At 70.9% G+C, this 18,555-nt stretch carries 16 protein-coding genes; 8 read left to right on the forward strand and 8 right to left on the reverse strand.

Features of this window, described 5'->3' with window-relative positions; all coding sequences use genetic code 11:
• Positions 1–96: 96 nt before the first annotated feature.
• The 3 genes from ABB33_RS09875 to ABB33_RS09885 are packed head-to-tail and all read left to right on the forward strand — an operon-like array spanning position 97 to position 1,399.
• Positions 97–639: an RNA polymerase sigma factor gene (locus ABB33_RS09875; protein ID WP_054668592.1), complete on the forward strand. Its 543-nt coding sequence runs from the start codon at positions 97–99 to the stop codon at positions 637–639.
• Entirely contained in the window at positions 636–992 is a 357-nt protein-coding gene (locus ABB33_RS09880; protein WP_056931969.1) for a hypothetical protein, read from the forward strand. The genes ABB33_RS09875 and ABB33_RS09880 overlap by 4 nt, the downstream gene beginning before the upstream one ends.
• A gap of 5 nt (positions 993–997) precedes the next feature.
• Entirely contained in the window at positions 998–1,399 is a 402-nt protein-coding gene (locus ABB33_RS09885; protein ID WP_056931970.1) for a DUF3106 domain-containing protein, read from the forward strand.
• 184 nt (positions 1,400–1,583) lie between these two features.
• On the opposite strand, the gene ABB33_RS09890 is transcribed toward ABB33_RS09885, so the two are convergent.
• Genes ABB33_RS09890 through ABB33_RS09900 form a run of 4 tightly spaced genes read right to left on the reverse strand, consistent with a single transcriptional unit; the run spans position 1,584 to position 5,475 of the window.
• The gene (locus ABB33_RS09890; protein ID WP_056931971.1) at positions 1,584–1,769 is read right to left on the reverse strand and encodes a hypothetical protein; all 186 of its coding nucleotides are present in this window, start codon (positions 1,767–1,769) and stop codon (positions 1,584–1,586) included.
• Positions 1,766–2,008: a hypothetical protein gene (locus tag ABB33_RS18585; RefSeq protein WP_152985029.1), complete on the reverse strand. Its 243-nt coding sequence runs from the start codon at positions 2,006–2,008 to the stop codon at positions 1,766–1,768. The genes ABB33_RS09890 and ABB33_RS18585 overlap by 4 nt, the downstream gene beginning before the upstream one ends.
• On the reverse strand, positions 2,005–3,108 hold the full coding sequence (locus ABB33_RS09895) for an NAD(P) transhydrogenase subunit alpha (RefSeq protein ID WP_056931972.1): 1,104 nt from the start codon (positions 3,106–3,108) through the stop codon (positions 2,005–2,007). Before ABB33_RS09895 ends, ABB33_RS18585 begins: the two co-directional genes overlap by 4 nt.
• Before the next feature lie 57 nt (positions 3,109–3,165).
• Positions 3,166–5,475 carry a DUF1631 domain-containing protein gene (locus ABB33_RS09900; RefSeq protein WP_056931973.1) on the reverse strand — a complete coding sequence of 770 codons (2,310 nt, stop codon included), beginning with the start codon at positions 5,473–5,475 and terminating at the stop codon, positions 3,166–3,168.
• A 312-nt stretch (positions 5,476–5,787) separates the two neighbouring features.
• On the opposite strand from ABB33_RS09900, the gene ABB33_RS19050 reads away from it, so the two are divergent.
• From ABB33_RS19050 to ABB33_RS09920, 4 genes are read left to right on the forward strand one after another with little or no spacing between them, the layout of a single operon-like run.
• Entirely contained in the window at positions 5,788–6,363 is a 576-nt protein-coding gene (locus ABB33_RS19050) for a nitroreductase family protein (RefSeq protein ID WP_056931974.1), read from the forward strand.
• Entirely contained in the window at positions 6,351–7,298 is a 948-nt protein-coding gene (locus ABB33_RS09910; protein ID WP_054668591.1) for a 5'-3' exonuclease, read from the forward strand. Before ABB33_RS19050 ends, ABB33_RS09910 begins: the two co-directional genes overlap by 13 nt.
• Entirely contained in the window at positions 7,295–7,843 is a 549-nt protein-coding gene (locus ABB33_RS09915) for an NUDIX hydrolase (RefSeq protein ID WP_054663184.1), read from the forward strand. Before ABB33_RS09910 ends, ABB33_RS09915 begins: the two co-directional genes overlap by 4 nt.
• Positions 7,840–8,646, forward strand: a complete 807-nt coding sequence (locus tag ABB33_RS09920) for an N-formylglutamate amidohydrolase (RefSeq protein ID WP_056931975.1) — start codon at positions 7,840–7,842, stop codon at positions 8,644–8,646. The genes ABB33_RS09915 and ABB33_RS09920 overlap by 4 nt, the downstream gene beginning before the upstream one ends.
• Positions 8,647–8,828: 182 nt before the next feature.
• On the opposite strand, the gene ABB33_RS09925 is transcribed toward ABB33_RS09920, so the two are convergent.
• Entirely contained in the window at positions 8,829–10,241 is a 1,413-nt protein-coding gene (locus tag ABB33_RS09925; protein ID WP_056931976.1) for an MFS transporter, read from the reverse strand.
• 107 nt (positions 10,242–10,348) lie between these two features.
• Between ABB33_RS09925 and ABB33_RS09930 the strand changes: the two genes are divergently transcribed.
• A complete protein-coding gene (locus ABB33_RS09930; RefSeq protein WP_056931977.1) occupies positions 10,349–11,233 on the forward strand; it encodes a LysR family transcriptional regulator in 885 nt (294 codons plus the stop codon).
• Between the two features lie 54 nt (positions 11,234–11,287).
• Here ABB33_RS09930 and pip read toward each other — a convergent pair whose 3' ends face one another.
• The 3 genes from pip to ABB33_RS09945 form a co-directional block, all read right to left on the reverse strand.
• Positions 11,288–12,232, reverse strand: coding sequence for a prolyl aminopeptidase (gene pip / locus ABB33_RS09935; RefSeq protein ID WP_056931978.1), 945 nt, complete (start codon positions 12,230–12,232; stop codon positions 11,288–11,290).
• 77 nt (positions 12,233–12,309) lie between these two features.
• The gene (locus tag ABB33_RS09940; RefSeq protein ID WP_082595055.1) at positions 12,310–15,198 is read right to left on the reverse strand and encodes a ligand-binding sensor domain-containing protein; all 2,889 of its coding nucleotides are present in this window, start codon (positions 15,196–15,198) and stop codon (positions 12,310–12,312) included.
• A 194-nt stretch (positions 15,199–15,392) separates the two neighbouring features.
• The gene (locus ABB33_RS09945) at positions 15,393–18,554 is read right to left on the reverse strand and encodes an efflux RND transporter permease subunit (protein WP_054663166.1); all 3,162 of its coding nucleotides are present in this window, start codon (positions 18,552–18,554) and stop codon (positions 15,393–15,395) included.
• Between the last annotated feature and the right edge of the window lies 1 nt (position 18,555).

Below are 18,555 nucleotides of genomic sequence, written 5' to 3' on the forward strand. Positions count from 1 at the left end.
CATAACCATGCGATGAACGCCGGCGCGACCATTGCCGTGTCAACCGATCCGGCGGCCGCGCGTTATCGCTGTCAGGACCTGCCGGAACGCTACCCTGTGCTGGTGACAAGCCCACCCCTGACGCCCGTTGCCGCCCCCGCCTCGCTGGACGCCTTCCTGGCTGGCGTCGGGCCGCGTGCGTTCCGCTTCGCCGAGGCCGGCCTGCGCCAGCGCGACGATGCGCTGGACGCGGTGCAGGACGCGATGGAGCGGATGCTCGGTTACCGCGAGCACCCGGCCGAGGAATGGACGCCGCTGTTCTGGAGCATCCTGCGCCGGCGCATCATCGACCTGCAGCGGCGGCGCGGCTTCCGGCTGAAGTTCTGGGCACCGGCGCAGGACGGGGACGGCCCGATCGACTGGGCCGACGACAGCCCCGGCCCGGCACAGCAGCACGAGCAGCGCGAGGAGTACGCGCGGCTGGTGCAGGCGTTGCGGCGGCTGCCGGCACGCCAGCGCGAGGCGTTCAGCCTGCGCGTGCTGCAGGAACTGGACGTGGCGACCACGGCACGGATCATGGGCTGCTCGGAAGGTTCGGTGAAAACCCACCTGTCGCGTGCGCGCGACGCATTGCAGAAACAACTGGAGGTCTCGCGGTGAACCGCCTGCCCACATCCCGGAACGACAACTTCGACCACTCGCTGCGGCAGCTGCAACAGCATGCCGAAGGCGCGCTTTCCCCGGCCACGCTGGCGCACCTGCGCCGGGCCCGCCAGCAGGCCACGGCCAGCGCCGGCGCCTCGCCATGGCGCCGCCGTGGCTGGTGGCTGGCCACCGCCTGCTCGGCGGTACTGGCGGTCACCGTGGCGGTGCAGTTCAACCGCACGCCACCGGTACTGCCGCCCGGCGTGGCGGCCGACGCCGCCGCCGACCTGTCCGACGACGCCCTGCTGTTCGACGAAAGCCCCGAGCTGTACCTGTGGCTGGGTTCGGACACCCTGGCGATGGAGTGAAAGCCATGACGATCCGTCTTTCCCTGCTGTCACTGCTGCTGGTCTGCACCGCGCCGGCATACGCCCAGCAACCGCCCCTTCCCGAATGGGACCAGCTCACCCCGGCCCAGCGCGAAACCCTGATCGCGCCGATGCGCGACCGCTGGAACGCCTCGCCCGGACACCGCCAGCGGATGTACGACCATGCCCGCAGCTGGCAGCAGATGAGCCCCGAGCAGCGCTCGCAGGCACGCCGCGGCATGCACCGCTTCCAGAACATGTCGCCGCAGCAGCAGCGCGAGGCCCGCGCCCTGTTCGCGAAGATGCGCACCATGGACAAGGCCCAGCGCCAGGAACTGCGCGAGCAGTGGCACCGGATGACGCCGGAGCAGCGCCGGCAGTGGCTGGAGGCCAATCCGGCCGATTGAAGGGGGCGGCAAGCACCACGGCTGGCGCCCCTGCAGTTACCGGCGCGCTCCCATCCGGACAGGTTCGCGACATGCCATGGTGCTTGATGGAGCGCGCGGACAGGGCTGAGCGCAACAGCGCCCGGCACCGTGGAAATCCGCAGGGCAATGCCGGGCTTTCTCGTTCAGCCCAACCCGCGTGCCATCATTCATCTGACAAAGGCGGCAGCCGTGTCACCCCGGATACCGACTCGGCATGCAGCAGGACGCGGTTGTCCAGACAGCATTGCGGCGGCGCCTGGGGCCGCCACTCGAACACGCCCGAAACCGTGGCCGCCGCCCGCCGCGCCCGCAACAGGTCACGCGTGCCGAACAGCTCTTCCAGAATCATGGGGGGCCTGCCAGCGTAATGATCCGCACATGCGGATCATCACAGTCATACAAATAGGCACCATGGTGCATGGCCGTCGCGACACAGGCCGGCACCTGCACATGCCTGCCCGCATATTTTTCCGGGCTTTCAGCCAGGTGCCGGCAGGCAACCCGTAACGGCTCGTCGGCGAAGGCAGGCCCACCACCCAGGCCGCTTGCCGCCAACCACGCGACCACCACCCCGGCATGCAACTTCACACCGGCGGGATCTCCCCCGCAGCCGGGCGCTCCGGCCACACCGTCTTTGCCAGCAGTTCGTCGTTCCAGTCGAAGGCCAGCGCGCCGTCCTTGAGGAACAGCGACACGAAGTTGAGCACGTTGCGCGCGTACATCTCGCTGGCATGGATGGCCCCCATGCTGGCCAGGTCGAGCGGGCCGGCCACGGTCACCCCGCCGACGTCAAGGGTTTCGCCCGGCCGCGTCGCTTCGCAGTTGCCGCCTGTCTCGGCGGCCAGGTCGACGATCACGCTGCCCGGGCGCATGCCCGCGACCATCGCCGCGGTCACGATCTTCGGCGCCGGGCGGCCGGGCACCGCGGCGGTGCAGATCACCACGTCCACGCCCTTCAGGTGCTCGGCCAGGCGCCGCTGCTGCTCGGCGCGCTCGGCGTCGGTGAGCTGGCGCGCATACCCGCCCTCGCCGGCGGCACTGACTCCCAGGTCGAGGAACCTGCCACCCAGCGACTCGATCTGTTCGCGGGTCTCCGGGCGCACGTCGAAGCCCTCCACCTGCGCGCCCAGGCGCTTGGCGGTGGCGATCGCCTGCAGGCCGGCCACGCCGGCGCCAACCACCAGCACCTTCGACGGGCGGATGGTGCCGGCAGCGGTGGTCAGCATCGGGAAGAAGCGTGGCGCCAGCTGCGCGGCGATCAGGGTGGCCTTGTAGCCGGCCATGCCGGCCTGCGAGCTGAGTACGTCCATGGCCTGCGCGCGGGTGGTGCGCGGCAGCCGCTCCAGCGGGAAGGTCACCAGTTGCCGCGCCTGCAGCGCGGCGGCACGGGCCGCGTCCGCCTGCGGGTGCAGCGCGCCCACCAGCACCGCACCGGGCTTGAACCGCGCGACCAGCTCCGGCGGTGGCGCCTGCACGCACAGCACCAGGTCGGCAGCGTCCACGGCATCGTCGATCTGCGCGCCGGCATCGCGGTAGGCCTGGTCGGTGAACCCGGCCGCAAGGCCGGCACCGGCCTGCACCTGCACCCTGGCCCCGGCCGCCAGCAGCTTCTTCACCGTCTCCGGCGTGGCAGCCACGCGCCGCTCGCCCGCCGCGGCTTCCTTCAACACCCGTACCTCAACGGCCATGCCCGTCCCCGATGCGCAGTGGAATACGCCGGGGATCGTAGCAAAGCAGGTCGGTCCTCAGTGCACCGTGGACGTCTGCGGGTCGAGCCGGTCGATCACGCCCTGCATGGCGCTGTCGAACGCGCCGTCGTCGACGTGCGGGCGCAGGCGGCCGAGCCGCTCCATCACCACCAGCTCCTCCGGCGAGGCCACGCAGAAACGGATGCCACGGCGGTTGACGAACAGCAGGCGCGAGGAAATCGGGCTGACCCAGGACAGCTTGCCGGCCTGCACCTTGCCGTCCTTGTCGATGAAATCCAGCCAGGTACCGATGTCCATGGCGCGGTAGCGGGCGGCATCGGCATGGTCGACGCTCTCCGGGCGCGCCTCGGCGCCCAGGTCCAGCGCCGCCGATTCCTGCGCCGGCGGCGTCGGCAGGCTGACCTGCGGCAGCTCCGGCAGCGCCCGTTCCAGCTCCGGGCGCGCCTCGGCGATGGCCTGCAGCGTGTCGTGCAGCGCGTCGATCGCGCCGACACTGCCCTCGCCATGCAGGCCGACGCTGGCGAACACCTTGCGCAGGCCCGGCTGGATGGACTGCAGCCACGGCTTGCCGACCACGTGCCGGCGCGCCTCGGCCACTTCCTCGAGCAACACGTCGGCCACTGCCAGCGCTTCGCCGACCGACTCGCCGTCGTCGCCTTCGCGCAGCAGGCTCATGGTCAGGTGGTGGTTCCAGGGCTGGCGCAGGAAGCCTTCGATCGCCGCCGGCAGCGGCGCGCCCTGCAGCCGCCGCTCCAGTTCGGCCAGGGCACGGCCGCGGGCCAGCTCCAGCTTCTCCTGGCCGCGCTGGGTCTCGGTCGCGCGGCGCTCGGCGATCTCGATGCGGCGCCGATGCTGGGCAAGGAACTCGCGGAACTCCTCTTCCAGGGTCAGGAAGATCGCCAGGTTCTCGTTGAACTCGGCGATCAGCCGGTCGATGATCTCCTCGACCTTGCCCATCAGCGCGCGCTCGGCCTGGCTTTCGCCGGCGTTGCCCTCGCAGGCCTCGGCCAGCGAGTTGAGCAGGCGCCGCGCCGGGTGGGTCTTCTGCACGAACATGCGCCGGTCCAGCAGCGCGACCTTGACGAAGGGCACCACCAGGCGGCCGATCAGTTCGCGCGAGCGGCCTTCCAGCTCGCGCTCGTCCAGCATCACGTCGAACAGCATGCCGACCAGGTCGATGGCGTCCTCGTCCTGCGGGTCCAGCCGCGCCTGCCCCGGATCGACGCCGAGGCGGGTGGCGCCGGAAATCACTTCGTTCTTGAGCCGTTGCGCCAGCGACTCGCTCTGGTCGCCCACCGCCGCGCGCAGGGTCGCCGTGGGCGTGGCCTGCAGCAGCGAGAGCACCGACATCATTTCGTGCTGGCTGAGCGGACGTTGCTGGCCGACCGCCACCTGCGCTGCGGCAGTGGCGTCCTCGCGCACATGGCGGGTCTGCGCCAGCAGTTCGTGCAGCGCCTCCAGGATCATGTTCTGGCCGCTCGCCGACGGGTTGCCGTCATAGCCTCCCGGATTGCCGGCCTGCAGTTCGCTGCGGTGCCGGGCCCAGCGCTCGGTGAAGCGTCGCGCCCAGGCCGGGGCATGCTGCGGATCGGACAGGTCCTCGTCGTCGCCATGCGCCATGCCGGCATCGGCTTCCGCCGGCCGAGCCGGGCGCGGCGCGGCGGCAGGTCGCTGCGGTGGCGGCTGCGAGATGGCCGGCATCACCCCGGCCTGCGCCAGGCGCTCGTCGACATCGCGGTAGATGCGCCCCACCTGCACGGCGAACTCGCGTTCGCACAGCTTGATCAGCACCAGCCGCACCTCGGCGGCCAGGTCGCACACGCCGAACGCCTCGTGCACCGCCACGCCGATGTGTTCCGGGCCGATCGGGTTGAGGTCGATGTCGAGCCCGTCCACGCCGCTGATCCAGGCCAGGCGGCGATCCAGCCGTGCCAGCACCGGCTTCCATTCGCGCAATACCACCGCGGCGAAATTGCGCACCGCCAGGCGCGACTCCAGGTCGTGCTCGGATACCAGGCTCAGCCCGGTCTCGCCCTGCCCGGCCTGCGCCAGTGCGGCCTCGGCCGACAGCGGCGCGGCGGCCTCGAGCGCGGCCCACGCCTGTCGCAGGTGGGCGCCGAAGCGCGCGGTGATGTCGTCGCGGCGCCGGCGCAGCTCGCGCATGCCGTCGAGGAAGACCAGCTGCGATGCGCCCGCGGTCTCGGCACGGTCGAACAGGGCATCGTCGAACCCGGCCAGTACGCGCGCGAAGGTGGCCGACAACGGCGGCAGCGCGGCTTCGCGCGCCAGCGACAGCAGGTCCGGATTATGGCCGGGGCGCTCTGGAAGATGCGGCTGGGACATCATGCGCAGTGGCTCCGCACCTTCGCAGGCGCTGCTCCTGTAAGGATCGTATGGAAGAAAGCGGACAGCCCCCCGGTCTCCGCCCACGCATGGTAGGGGGAGAAGCTGAACAGGGCCAGTGATGCAGTCCGCACTTTGTACCTCGCCACCGGCAACCCGACATGTCGCGCCATGCTAAGCGTACCGCTGTGAATTGGCGAGAAATCCGCCAGCAGGCGCCGCCGACGGAGTACTCAGATTCGTCCTGCCCGTGGCCGGCGGGGCGTCCGCACCCCGGCGTCTATAATCCATGGCCGTCTTTCCCGCGAATGTCCCATGTCCGATTCCTGCTTCCTGCAAGCGCTGGACCAGCGCCGCTCGGTCCCGTCCCTGCAACTGGCCGAGCCGGGCCCGGACGACGCCACCGTGCTGGCCATGCTGGCGGCCGCGGTGCGCGTTCCCGACCACGGCAAGCTGGTGCCGTTCCGCGTGCTCCGCCTGCGCGGCGATGCCCGCCACGCGCTGGGCGACTACCTGGCCCGGCGCAGCCGCGAGCGCACCCCGGACGCCTCGCCGGCGGCGGTCGAGAAGGACCGCCAGCGCTTTTCGCACGCGCCGCTGGTGCTGACGGTGGTCGCGCGCCTGCAGGACAACCCCAAGGTGCCCGAGCAGGAACAGCTGCTGACCGCCGGCTGCGTGTGCTTCGCCCTGCTGCAGGCGGCTCAGGGCTTCGGCTTCGGCGCGCAGTGGCTGACCGCGTGGATGGCCTACGACGAAGGCGTGGCGCGCCACCTGGGGCTGGCCGCGAACGAACGCATCGTCGGCTTCATCCATGTCGGCACGCCCCGGATGCGGGCGCCGGAGCGCGCGCGGCCGGACCCGGCCAGCCTGCTGCAGGACTGGCAGCCGTGACCGGCATCCAGGCCAGGCAGCCGCTCTACCTGGTCGACGCCAGCCTGTACGTGTTCCGCGCCTGGCACTCGATGCCCGACAGCTTCCAGGACGCGCAGGGCTGGCCCACCAACGCCGTTCACGGCTTCGCCCGCTTCCTGCTGGACCTGCTGGAGCGCGAGCGCCCGGCGCACATCGCCGTGGCCTTCGACGAGGCGCTGGACAGCTGCTTCCGGCACCGCCTGTATCCGGCCTACAAGGCCAACCGCGAGCCGGCGCCTGAAGCGCTGCGCCGCCAGTTCGCGCACTGCAAGGCGCTGTGCGCGGCGCTGGGGCTGGAAGTGCTGGCCGACCGCGACTACGAGGCCGACGACCTGATCGGCAGCGCGCTGCATGCCGGCCGCGACCATGCGCTGCGCGGGGTGATCGTCTCGGCGGACAAGGACCTGTCGCAACTGCTGCTCGAACACGACGAGCAGTGGGACTACGCGCGCAACCAGCGCTGGGGCGCGGGCGGGGTCAAGGCGCGCCACGGCGTGCATGCCCACCAGATCGCCGACTACCTGGCGCTGTGCGGCGACGCGGTGGACAACATCCCCGGCATCAGCGGCATCGGCGCCAAGTCGGCGGCGGTGCTGCTGGCCCACTTCGGCAGCCTCGACGCGCTGCTGGAGCGGATCGACGAGATCCCGTTCCTGCGCCTGCGCGGCGCCGCGCAGATGGCCACGCGCCTGCGCCAGCAGCGCGAACTGGCGCTGCTGTTCCGGCAACTGACCACCATCGCCGTGGATGCGCCGCTGGCCCCGGCCACGCCCGCCTTCACCCGCGCCGCGGCCGATGCCGACATGCTCGACGGCCTGTGCGGATCGCTGCGCTTCGGCCCGCTCACCCGGCGCCGGCTGCTGGCCGCCGCCGGCCTGGAAACCGCCTTCCCCTCCACCCACGAATCCGCATGAGCCAGAACACCGCAGCCCCCCGCGTCGTCTACGAAGGCCGCTACCAGCGCATGGTGGTGCGCGGCACCTGGGAATACAGCGAACGCACCCACGCCGGCGGCCTGGCCGCGATCATCATCGCCGTCACTCCGGACGACGAGGTGCTGTTCGTCGAACAGTTCCGGGTGCCCCTGCAGGCGCGCACGATCGAAATGCCGGCCGGGCTGGTCGGCGACATCACCGCCGGCGAATCGATCGAGGCCTCGGCGATCCGCGAACTGGAGGAGGAAACCGGCTGGACCGCCGACCACGCCGAGGTGCTGATGATCGGCCCGACCTCCTCCGGCGCCAGCAGCGAGAAGATCGCCTTCGTGCGCGCCACCGGCCTGCGCCGGGTCGGCGAGGGCGGCGGCGACGACAGCGAGGACATCACCGTGCACAGCATCGCGCGCGATCGCGCCGCGGCGTGGCTGGTGGAGAAGATGGGCCAGGGCTACGAGCTGGACGCCAAGCTCTGGGCCGGGCTGTGGATGATCGAGCACCACCTGGACGGCCGGCCACGATGAGCCGGCTCGACAACCCGGCCGAGCTCCTGGCCCCGCCGCTGCTGGGCCCGCAGGACCCGCCGCCGTTCACCGTGCACAACCCGTACGGCCGCTCGCCGTTCCTGCTGCTGGCCGACCACGCCGGGCAGCGGGTTCCAGCCGCACTGGGCGACCTCGGCCTGGCGCCGGCGGAACTGGACCGGCACATCGGCTGGGACATCGGCATCGCCGGCACCACCCGCGAACTGGCGCGGCAACTGGATGCCTTCGCCATCGAGCAGACCTATTCGCGGCTGGTGATCGACTGCAACCGGCCGCTGGCCTCGCCGACGCTGATGCCGGAGACCAGCGACGGCACCGCCATCCCCGGCAATGCCGGGCTGGTCCGCGCGCAACGGGAGCAACGCATCGCCGCCATCCACGCGCCCTACCATGCGCGCATCGCAGCCGAACTGGACCGGCGCCACGATGCCGGCGTGCCGACGCTGCTGGTGATGATGCACAGCTTCACCCCGGTGATGGACGGCGCCGCGCGCCCCTGGCATGCCGGGGTGCTCTACCACCGCGATGCGCGGTTCGCACAGGCGCTGCTGCAGACGCTGCGCGAGGAGGGCGACCTGGTCGTCGGCGACAACCAGCCGTATTCGGTCAGCAGCACCAGCGACTACGCGGTGCCGGTGCATGGCGAAGCCCGCGGGCTGGTGCACGTGGAACTGGAAATCCGCCAGGACCTGATCGCCGATGCCGCCGGGCAACAGGCCTGGGCGGCGCGGCTGGCGCGGATCTTCACCGCCTTGCAGCCGCGGCTGCTGCAGCTCGGCTAGCGCCGGCCGCCACCGGCGCAACGCCGGCACCTCCAGCCTCGAGCAGGGCCTGCAGGACGTCAGCGCAATGTCACGCCGACGGCTGCGCATGCGCGGCCCCACCCGAGGCATGCGCACACCCCGTCGTCATCGTGGCAGGCGGCAAGCACCCGGCAGCACCTGGGCGGGGTCGAGCAGCCCGGTCATGCGTCGCTGGCCAGGCATCCGCGGGCCGCACGGGCTGGCGGCGCCACGCGCAGGCCCAGGGCGATGACCACGCCGAGCAGCGCGAACAACGCCGCGCCGTACTCGGCGCGCACCAGGCCGGCCAGCGCGCTTGGCGAACCGGCCGGGCCGGCACCGGCGTTGGCGACCATCACCAGCACCGCCAGGCCCAGCGCGCCACCGATCTGCTGCGCGGTCGCGGCCATGCCCGAGGCGACACCCTGCTGCGCGGCCGGCACGCCCTGCCCGGCCACGATCCACATCGAAGTCCAGGTCATGCCCTGGCCGATACTCAGCACCACCACCCCGGGCAGCAACGGCCAGAAGTGCGCGCCATGCGGCAGCATCGCCGCCACCCAGGCGATGCCCAGGGCGCCGGCCAGCTGCCCCACGACCAGTACCGTGCGCGCGCTCCAGCGCCGCAGCGTCCACTCGGCCAGCCGGATGCCGACCGTGCACACCGCGGTGGCCGGCAGGAAGGCCAGCCCGGCCTGCAGCGGACTCCAGCCATAGCCATCCTGGAAATACAGCGCCATGAAGTAGTACTGCACGCCATAGCTGCTCATGAAGGCGAAGGTCAGGCCCAGTGCCGCACGCAGGCCGGGCAGGCGCAGCAGCGCGAACTGCATCAGCGGATCGCGGCTGCGCCGTTCGATCCACACGAACACGACCAGCAGCAGCGCCGACAGCAGCAGGCAGCCCAGCGTGGCCGGCGCCGCCCAGCCCCATTCCGGCCCCTGCACCAGGGTGGTCACCAGCAGGCTGCCGCCCAGGGTCACGGCGATGCAGCCGGCAAGGTCGAACGAACGGCCCCGTGCACGCGGGCCATCGACCGGCAGCCAGGCGCCGGCGGCGACGGCGCATGCCGTGGCCAGCGGCACGATCACCGCCAGCACCGCCGGCCAGCCGAAGGCCTGGGTCAGTACGCCGCCGAGCAGCGTGCCCAGCGCCAGACCGGCCGCGCTGGCCATGCTCCAGATCGCCAGCGCGCGGTTGCGCGCCGGGCCTTCGGCGTACAGCGTGTTGATCAGTGCCAGGGTGGCCGGGAACAGCAATGCGGCGCCGATGCCCTGCGCGGCGCGCGCCAGGATCAGCAGCGTGGCATCCGGCGCCAATGCGCCCAGCAGCGAGGCCAGGGCGAACAGCAGCATGCCCAGCCGGTAGAACCGGCGGCGCCCGATCAGGTCGGCGGCACGGCCGCCCAGCAGCAGGCTGCCACCGAAAGCCACCGTATACGCACTGACCACCCACTGCAGCTGCTGCGCGTTGATCTGCAGCGCGCGACCCATGTCATGCAGGGCGACGAAGATGATGGTGGCATCCAGGGCGATGATCAGCTGCGCGGTGGCCAGCAGGGCCAGCGCCCGGCGTGGGTATTTCAGGGAAGGCATCGGCGATGGCACGTCCAGGGGGGGAGCGCAGTCTCTTTGATGCAGCTCGATCAATAAACCCACGAATTACCATATCTGCGATGATCAGACGCATGAATGGATCCGCGATGGACCTCAATGCCGTGCGCATGCTGGTACAGGTGGCCGAAGCGCGCAGCTTCACCGTGGCGGCCGGCCAGCTTGGCCTGAGCCAACCCGGGCTCTCGCGCGCGATCAGCCGGCTGGAGGCCGCACTGGGAGTGAAGCTGCTGCAGCGGAACACGCGCAACGTGGCGCTGACCCCGGATGGCCGCCAGTTCGTCGAGCAGGTCGCCCCGCTGCTGTGCGGCCTGGAGGATGCCGAGCGGCAGCTGGCAGACCGCCCGTGCACGCCTTCGGGCACGCTGAAGATCAGCGCACCGTCGATGTTCGGGCGCAAAGTGCTGGTGCCGCTGCTGGCGCCCTTGCTGGAGCGGCATCCGCAGCTGCAGGTGGAAGCGGTGCTGAGCGACCGCCTGGTCGACCTGGTCGAGGAAGGTTTCGACGCCGCGCTGCGGACCGGCGTCATCGCCGACCAGCGCATCGTGGCCCGCCCGCTGCGGCCGCTGCGCTGGGTGACGGTGGCCAGCCCGGACTACCTCGCCCGGCACGGCAGGCCGGCCGATGTGCAGGCGCTGCGTGCGCATGCGTGCCTGGCGGTGCGCAACCTGCGCAGCGGCCGGCTGGTGGACTGGCAGTTCCTGCAGGAGGGGCAGCTGGGCGAGTTCACGCCGCCGGCGCGGATGGTGTTCGACAGCGGCGACCCGTTGGTGGAAGCGGCCATCGCCGGCATCGGCATCGTGCAGGTGATGGACTTCGCCGTGGCCGACGCCCTGGCCGATGGCCGCCTGCAGCGCGTGCTGCAGCCATTCGAGGGCCGCAGCCGCGAACTGTCGCTGATCTACCCGCCGTCGCGCCAGCGTTCGCCCAAGCTCCAGGCACTGGCCGAGGCCCTGCTGGCCGGGCGCTGGTAGTGCCGGCCGCCGGCCGGCACCGCCGGGCCACCGCCGCGGCGGTGGCGACTCCGATCAACCGGCGAAGCTGTCGGTGGCGCGCACCAGCGCGTCCACGTTCTCCGCCTCGAACGCCGAATGCCCCGAGGCCGGGGTGATGTGCAGCTGCGCTTTCGGCCAGGCCTTGTGCAGGTCCCAGGCGTTGGCCAGCGGGCACACCACGTCGTAGCGGCCATGCACGATCACCCCGGGGATGTCGGCAATGCGGTGCGCGTCGCGCAGCAGCTGGTCCTCGACCTCGAAGAAGCCGCCGTTGACGAAGTAGTGGTTCTCGATGCGGGCGAAGGCCAGCGCGAACTGCGGGTCTTCGTGGCTGTTGATGAAGTCGTCGTCCACGTGCAGGAAGCTGGTGGCGCCTTCCCACACGCTCCATGCCCTGGCCGCGGCCAGCCGGGTGGCTTCGTCATCGCTGGTCAGGCGACGGTGGAAGGCGGAGATCAGGTCGTGCCGCTCCACCGCCGGGATCGCGTTGACGTAGTGGTCCCAGGCGTCGGGGAACAGGCGGCTGGCGCCTTCCTGGTAGAACCATTCCAGCTCCCAGCGGCGCAGCATGAAGATGCCGCGCAGGACCAGCTCGGTCACGCGCTGCGGATGCGCCTGCGCATAGGCCAGCGCCAGGGTCGAGCCCCAGCTGCCGCCGAACACCTGCCAGCGGTCGACCGCAAGGTGCCCGCGCAGCATCTCGATGTCGGCCACCAGGTCCCAGGTGGTGTTGTCCACCAGGTCGGCGTGCGGCGTGGAACGGCCGGCGCCACGCTGGTCGAACAGGATGATCCGGTACTTCGCCGGATCGTGGAACTGGCGCATCTTCGCCGTGCAGCCACCGCCGGGCCCGCCATGCAGCATCACCACCGGCTTGCCGTCAGGGTTGCCGCACTGTTCGTAGTACAGCGTGTGGCGCTCGTCGACCTTGAGCGTACCGGTGTCGTAGGGCGTGATGGCGGGGTAAAGCGTACGCATGCGCTGGCTCACTGGCTGGAAGAACGCCCGATTGTAGAGCGCCGCGCCCGCGCCCGGGTCGCAGCGGGCATGGCCCGCTACGCGGCACAGACCCGGTTGCGGCCCTCGCGCTTGGCACGGTAGAGCTGGCGGTCGGCGGCGGCCAGCAGCGTGCGCGGGGATTCCTGCCCGGGGCGGCACTCGGCCACGCCGATGCTGGCGGTGACTACCAGCCCCGGATCCACCTCGTCCATGCGCGTCCGGGCCAGCGCCAGCCGCAGTGCCTGCAGCCGCTGCAGCGCCTGCTCCAGGGTCAGTCCGCGCAGCACCGCCAGAAACTCTTCGCCGCCATGCCGCGACACGAACTGCTCGCCGTCCAGGTGCAGGCGCAGCAGCTCGGCCACTTCGCGCAGCACCCGGTCGCCGCCGTGGTGGCCGTGGCGGTCGTTGATCTGCTTGAAATGGTCGATGTCGATCAGCGCCACGCACAGGGGCTCACCGCGGTCGCCGGCGCGTTCCAGCGCCTGGCGCAGGTTGAGTTCGGCCGCACGCCGGTTGGGCAGGCCGGTCAGCACGTCGTGCGTGGCCTGGTGCTCCAGCCGCTGCAGCAGCCGGTCGCGCTCGGCGCCGGCCAGTTCCAGCGCGCGGTTCTTGTCGCTCAGCTCCTCGGTGCGCGCGGCGATCACCTCGCTGAGCCGGTGCTGGCTGCGCCGGTAGCTGGCGGTGCGCAGCCAGAACCCCAGCACCACGGCCGCCACCAGCGCCAGGCCGAGCAGCACCTGCGAGGACGTGCGCCTCCATAGCGGCGGCACGACCTCCAGTGCCATCTCCGCCGTCCCCACTTCCGGCTGCCGCGCCCAGTCCAGCGGCAGCGCCATGGCCTGTACTTCCAGCCGGTACTGGCCAGGTGGCAGGTTGGTGTAGACCGCCTCGGTGCCACTGCCCGCCTCCACCCAGCCGGCGTCGAAGCCACGCAGGCGGTAGCGGTAGCGCATCTTGTCAGGCGCTCGGAAATTGAGCGCCGTGTAGGCCACCGCCACCCGCCGCGCGTCCGGCTCCAGCCGCAGCAACGCCGCCGGCGCCCGTGCGACGCCGTCCACCGATACCGCCTCGAACACCACCGGCGATGCCTTGCCGTCGTAACGGCCGGCGATGCGCGGGTCGATCAGGCCCAGCCCGGCCGACGTGGGAAACGCCAGCGCACCATTGCTGGCACGCCACCCGGCGGGCATCGAGGCACCGTTGCCCTGGCTGCCGGGCATGCCGTCGCTGCGATCCATCACGTGCACGGCCAACTGCCGGCGGGTGCCGGCGTCGATCTGGTCCAGCTCCGCGCGGGCGACGCGGAACACGCCGATGTTGCTGGGCAGCCACAGGTTGCCGGCCTGGTCGTCGATGATCCGGAACAGCTTGTCGCGCGGCAGGCCATGGCGGTGGTCGTAGACCCGGAAGCTGCCGTTGCGCATGCGCAGCAGGCCGCGGTCGCTGGCGATCCACAGATCGCCGCCCGGGTCACGCAGGAAGTCGAACACGTATTGCGCGGGCACCTCGCCCTCCGCGCCCCAGGTACGCAATACGTCGTCGGGCCCGAGCGCGGCCATGCCCCCGGTGGTGCCGATCCACAGCGTGCCATCGGGGTCGCGGTACAGCGCCTGCACCACCGCGACGGGCTGTTCCCTGCTGTCCAGGCGCAACCGCAGGCGCCCGTCGCGATAGTGGCTCAGGCCGTGGGTGCCGCCGATCCACAGGCCGCCGTCGGGGTCGGCCAGCAGTGCCCGCACGATCGGCTCGCGCGGGCCACCGAGGCGGATCCGCTGTTTCACCCTGCCCTGCGCATCCAGCGCGAACACCCCCTGGTCGTAGGTACCCGCCCACAACGTGCCGTCGCGCCAGGCCAGTGCCAGCACCGAGGGGTCGCGGCCGCCTGCCGCGCCCAGCCGCACCCGCTGCATGCGCCGCTGGTGCCAGCGGTCCAGGCCATCGGCGTGTCCGATCCACAGCGCCCGGTCGTCGCTCTGCAGGACCACCCGGACATAGTCGCTGCCCAGCCCGTCCTTGCGGGTGAAGCCGACCGCGGCAACCTCCGCCACGCGGTGCAGGCCGTCGGTGCTGCCACTCCAGACCAGTCCCTCGCGGTCGACGAGCAGGGCCGCGCTTACCGGGCCGGCGATATCCAGGCGTTCGTCGCCGTCGCCGGCGTGGCGCAGCAGCTCGCCGCTGGACAGGCTCATCCAGATCGCGCCGACACCGTCGCGCAGGACCGCCTCGACGCGGTCGCCCGGGTGCAGGTGCTCGACCCTGCCGTCGCGATCCTGCCAGTACACGCCATTGACGGTGGCCAGCAGCCAGCCACCGGCGCCATCGCCGGCAATGCCGCGCACCGCATGGGTACCCGCCCAGTCCGCCCAGGGCATGGCGCGCCCGTCCTGCAGCCGGTAGGCGCCGGCATCGGTGGCGACCAGCACGGCGCCGTCACCGCCATCGGCCAGCGCGTTGACCCGCACGCCGGGCAGGCCGGCATCGGCGCCGGCATCGTGGATGCGACCGTGCACATCCATCCGCAGCAGGCGGTTGGCCGAGGCGATCCATAGTTCGCCGCCGGCGCCACGCAGCAGCGCGGTGACCGGCAGGCGGCGGGCGCCGGGCTCGCCCAGACGTTGCCAGCGCCCCCGGTAATGGCGGAACACGCCATCGGCCGCGGTACCGAACAGGACCCCGCCGTCGGGCTCGGCGAGAATGCTGAACACGCCCGACAACTCCGCGCCGGGGGTGTTCTGGCGGTCGAAAACGGTGAACCTGCGGCCGTTGAAACGGACCACGCCTTCCCAGGTCCCGGCCCAGATGAAACCGTCGCGGTCCTGCGCCAGCGCATGCACCAGGTTGTGCGGCAAGCCATCGTCCATGGTCCAGTCGCTGACCATGTAATGGCGTCCATCCGCGGCCCGCGCCGCCGGCAGCCAGGCCAGGCAGGCCAGCACCAGCGCCATGCATCCATACCATGACGCCAGCCATGTGCTGCGCACGCATGGATCCCTGTGCCGGACGCTCTGGCTACTGCGGACCAACAGAACCGTCTCCCTTCGCGGTTTGGCGCGGCCGGCCACCCAGGCCGGCCGCGCCGTTCCAATCTACCACCGCAAAGTTACGGGTATCGGCCGTCAGGACGCGGCGGCTGCACCGTTCAGCTTGCCGCCTCGTCCGGCCGCACCCGGAACCAGGCCGCATACAGCGCCGGCAGGAACACCAGGGTCAGCACCGTGCCGACGATCAACCCGCCCATGATCGAGATCGCCATCGAGCCGTAGAACGCGCTGCGCGAGAGCGGGATCATCGCCAGCACCGCGGCCAGCGCGGTCAGCACGATCGGGCGGAAGCGGCGCACGGTGGCGTCGATGATCGCGTGCCAGCGGTCGTGCCCGGCATCGATGTCCTGCTGGATCTGGTCCACCAGGATCACCGAGTTGCGCATGATCATGCCCGCCAGCGCGATGGTGCCCAGCAGCGCCACGAAGCCGAACGGCACCCGGAAGATCAGCAGGAACAGGGTCGCGCCGATGATGCCCAGCGGCGCGGTGACCAGCACCATCGCCGCACGCGAGAAGCTGCGCAGCTGCAGCATCAGCAGGGTCACCACCACGATCAGGAACAGCGGCATGCCGGCCTTGATCGAGTTCTGCCCGCGCGCCGAATCCTCCACCGTGCCGCCGACTTCCAGCAGATAGCCGTCCGGCAAGGCGGCACGGATGCCGTCCAGGGTCGGCAGGATCTGCCCGGTGACCTCCGGCGGCAGCAGGCCGTCGGCGATGTCCGCGCGCACGGTGACCGTGGGCAGGCGGTTGCGGTGCCAGATGATGCCATCCTCGAACACGTACTCGAGCCGGGCCACCTGCGACAGCGGCACCGCGGTACCACTGGGCGTGGGAATGGCCAGGCTGGCGAGCATGTCGAGCCGCGCGCGCTCGTCGTCCGGGCCGCGCAGCAGCATGCCGATCTGGCGGTTGCCCTCGCGGTAGGTGCTCACCTGCATGCCCGACAGCGAGCTGCTCAGGAAGTGCGCGATCTGCGCGCTGCTAACGCCCAGCGCGCGGGCGCGCTCCTGGTCCACCACCAGCCGCACCACCTTGCTCGGCTCGGACCAGTTGAGGTTGACGTTGGCCACGTGCGGGTTCTGCCGCACCTTGTCGGCGACCTGGCGGGCGATGGCCTGCACCCGGTCGATGTGCTCGCCGGACACGCGGAACTGCACCGGGTAGCCCACCGGCGGCCCGTTCTCCAGCCGGGTCACGCGCAGCTGCACGTCGGTGAACCGCGGCACCACCTCCTTCAGCAGCCAGTCGCGCACCGCCTCGCGGGCATGGATGTCCTGTGCGAGCACCACGAACTGGGCGAAATTGGTCGCCGGCAGCTGCTGGTCCAGCGGCAGGTAGAAGCGCGGCGAACCGCTGCCCACGTAACCGACGTAGTTGGCGATGTCCTGGCGCTGCTTCAGCAGCGCCTCCAGCTTGTGCGCCTGCGCCTGGGTGGCGGCCAGCGACGCGCCTTCGGCCAGCTCGATGTCCACCATCAGCTCCGGCCGGGTCGAATCCGGGAAGAACTGCTGTGGCACGAAGCGGAACATCACCAGCGAGAACACGAACAGGCCGATGGTGGCGAAGATCACCAGCCAGCGGCGCCGCAGGCAGGCGTCGAGGAAACGCCGGAAGCGCTGGTAGAACGCGCTCTTGTACGGGTCGTGGTCGTGTTCCAGCTGCCTGGGCCGGATCAGGTGCGCGAGTGCCGGATTGCGGTCGGCCCAGCGCAGGCGCAGCGCATGCCAGCGTGCGCCCAGGCTGCCCGGGCGCGGCGGCTGCGGGTTGTGCAGGTCCGGCAGCATCTTGTCGCCCAGGTACGGGATGAACAGCACCGCGGCGATCCACGACACCACCAGGGCGATGGTCACCACCTGGAACAGCGAGCGGGTGTACTCGCCGGTGCTGGATGCGGCGGTGGCGATGGGCAGGAAGCCGGCGGCGGTGATCAGCGTGCCGGTCAGCATCGGGAACGCGGTCGACTCCCAGGCGAAGCTGGCCGCGCGCAGGCGGTCGTAGCCCTGCTCCATCTTGGTGGCCATCATTTCCACCGCGATGATCGCGTCGTCCACCAGCAGTCCCAGCGCCAGTACCAGCGCGCCCAGCGAGATCTTGTGCAGGCCGATGTCGAACTGGTGCATGACGAAGAAGGTCATCGCCAGTACCAGCGGGATCGACACCGCCACCACCAGCCCGGTGCGCCAGCCCAGCGAGAAGAAGCTCACCAGCAGCACGATCACCACCGCCTCGGTCAGCACCTTGACGAACTCGCCGACCGAATCCTTCACCGCGTGCGGCTGGTCGGAGACCTTGCGCAGCTCCATGCCCGCCGGCAGCGTCTCCTGCAGCCGCGCGAACTCGTCGTCCAGCGCCTTGCCGAGCTTGAGGATGTCGCCGCCGTTCTTCATCGCCACCGCGATGCCGATGGCGTCCTCGCCCATGAAACGCATCTTCGGCGACGCCGGGTCGGCGAAGCCGCGCCTGACCTGGGCGATGTCGCCCAGGCGCACGGTACGGTCGCCGGCGCGGATCGGGAACGCGGCGATGTCCTCGACCGAATCGAACTGCCCGGTCACCCGCATCTGCACGCGGTCGCTGCCGGTCTCGAACCAGCTGGCGGGGGTGACCGCGTTCTGGTCGGCCAGCGCCTGCTGCACCTGCTGCAGCGACACCCCCAGCGTGGCCAGCTTGGTGTTGGACAGCTCGATCCAGACCTTTTCGTCCTGCAGGCCGAGCAGGTCGACCTTGCCGACGTCGGCCACGCGCTGCAGCTCCAGCTGGATGCGGTCGGCGTAATCGCGCATCAGCGCGTAGTCGAAGCCCTTGCCGGTCAGCGCGTAGATGTTGCCGAAGGTGTCGCCGAATTCGTCGTTGAAGAACGGCCCGACCACCTCGGCCGGCAGCTGCGAACGGATGTCGCCGACCTTCTTGCGCACCTGGTAGAACAGCTCGGGCACGTCCTTGGAGCGCATCGAGTCGCGCGCCATGAAGATCACCTGCGACTCCCCAGGCCGCGAGTACGACTGGATGAACTCGAACTGCCCGGTGTTCATCAGCGCCTTCTCGATCGGCTCGGTCACCTGCCGCGAGACCTGCTCGGCGGTGGCCCCCGGCCATGCCGCCTGCACCACCATCGCCTTGAACGTGAACGGCGGATCCTCGGACTGGCCGAGGTGCTTGTAGGACCACGCGCCGATGACCGCCAGCGCGATCATCATGAACAGCACCAGCGCGCGGTTGCCCAGTGCCCACTCGGAAAGATTGAAGCGGCGCACG

Origin of the sequence: Stenotrophomonas acidaminiphila, assembly GCF_001431595.1 — a bacterium.
GTDB classification, from domain to species: domain Bacteria; phylum Pseudomonadota; class Gammaproteobacteria; order Xanthomonadales; family Xanthomonadaceae; genus Stenotrophomonas; species Stenotrophomonas acidaminiphila.

What these genes read in the sequence shown, in the direction of transcription:
- ABB33_RS09885 (WP_056931970.1), top strand. Translation starts at nt 998, where the DNA reads ATGACGATCCGTCTTTCCCTGCTGTCACTGCTGCTGGTCTGCACCGCG.
- ABB33_RS09890 (WP_056931971.1), bottom strand. Translation starts at nt 1,769, where the DNA reads ATGATTCTGGAAGAGCTGTTCGGCACGCGTGACCTGTTGCGGGCGCGG.
- ABB33_RS09895 (WP_056931972.1), bottom strand. Translation starts at nt 3,108, where the DNA reads ATGGCCGTTGAGGTACGGGTGTTGAAGGAAGCCGCGGCGGGCGAGCGG.
- ABB33_RS09900 (WP_056931973.1), bottom strand. Translation starts at nt 5,475, where the DNA reads ATGATGTCCCAGCCGCATCTTCCAGAGCGCCCCGGCCATAATCCGGAC.
- ABB33_RS19050 (WP_056931974.1), top strand. Translation starts at nt 5,788, where the DNA reads ATGTCCGATTCCTGCTTCCTGCAAGCGCTGGACCAGCGCCGCTCGGTC.
- ABB33_RS09915 (WP_054663184.1), top strand. Translation starts at nt 7,295, where the DNA reads ATGAGCCAGAACACCGCAGCCCCCCGCGTCGTCTACGAAGGCCGCTAC.
- ABB33_RS09920 (WP_056931975.1), top strand. Translation starts at nt 7,840, where the DNA reads ATGAGCCGGCTCGACAACCCGGCCGAGCTCCTGGCCCCGCCGCTGCTG.
- ABB33_RS09925 (WP_056931976.1), bottom strand. Translation starts at nt 10,241, where the DNA reads ATGCCTTCCCTGAAATACCCACGCCGGGCGCTGGCCCTGCTGGCCACC.
- ABB33_RS09930 (WP_056931977.1), top strand. Translation starts at nt 10,349, where the DNA reads ATGGACCTCAATGCCGTGCGCATGCTGGTACAGGTGGCCGAAGCGCGC.
- pip (WP_056931978.1), bottom strand. Translation starts at nt 12,232, where the DNA reads ATGCGTACGCTTTACCCCGCCATCACGCCCTACGACACCGGTACGCTC.
- ABB33_RS09940 (WP_082595055.1), bottom strand. Translation starts at nt 15,198, where the DNA reads ATGGCGCTGGTGCTGGCCTGCCTGGCCTGGCTGCCGGCGGCGCGGGCC.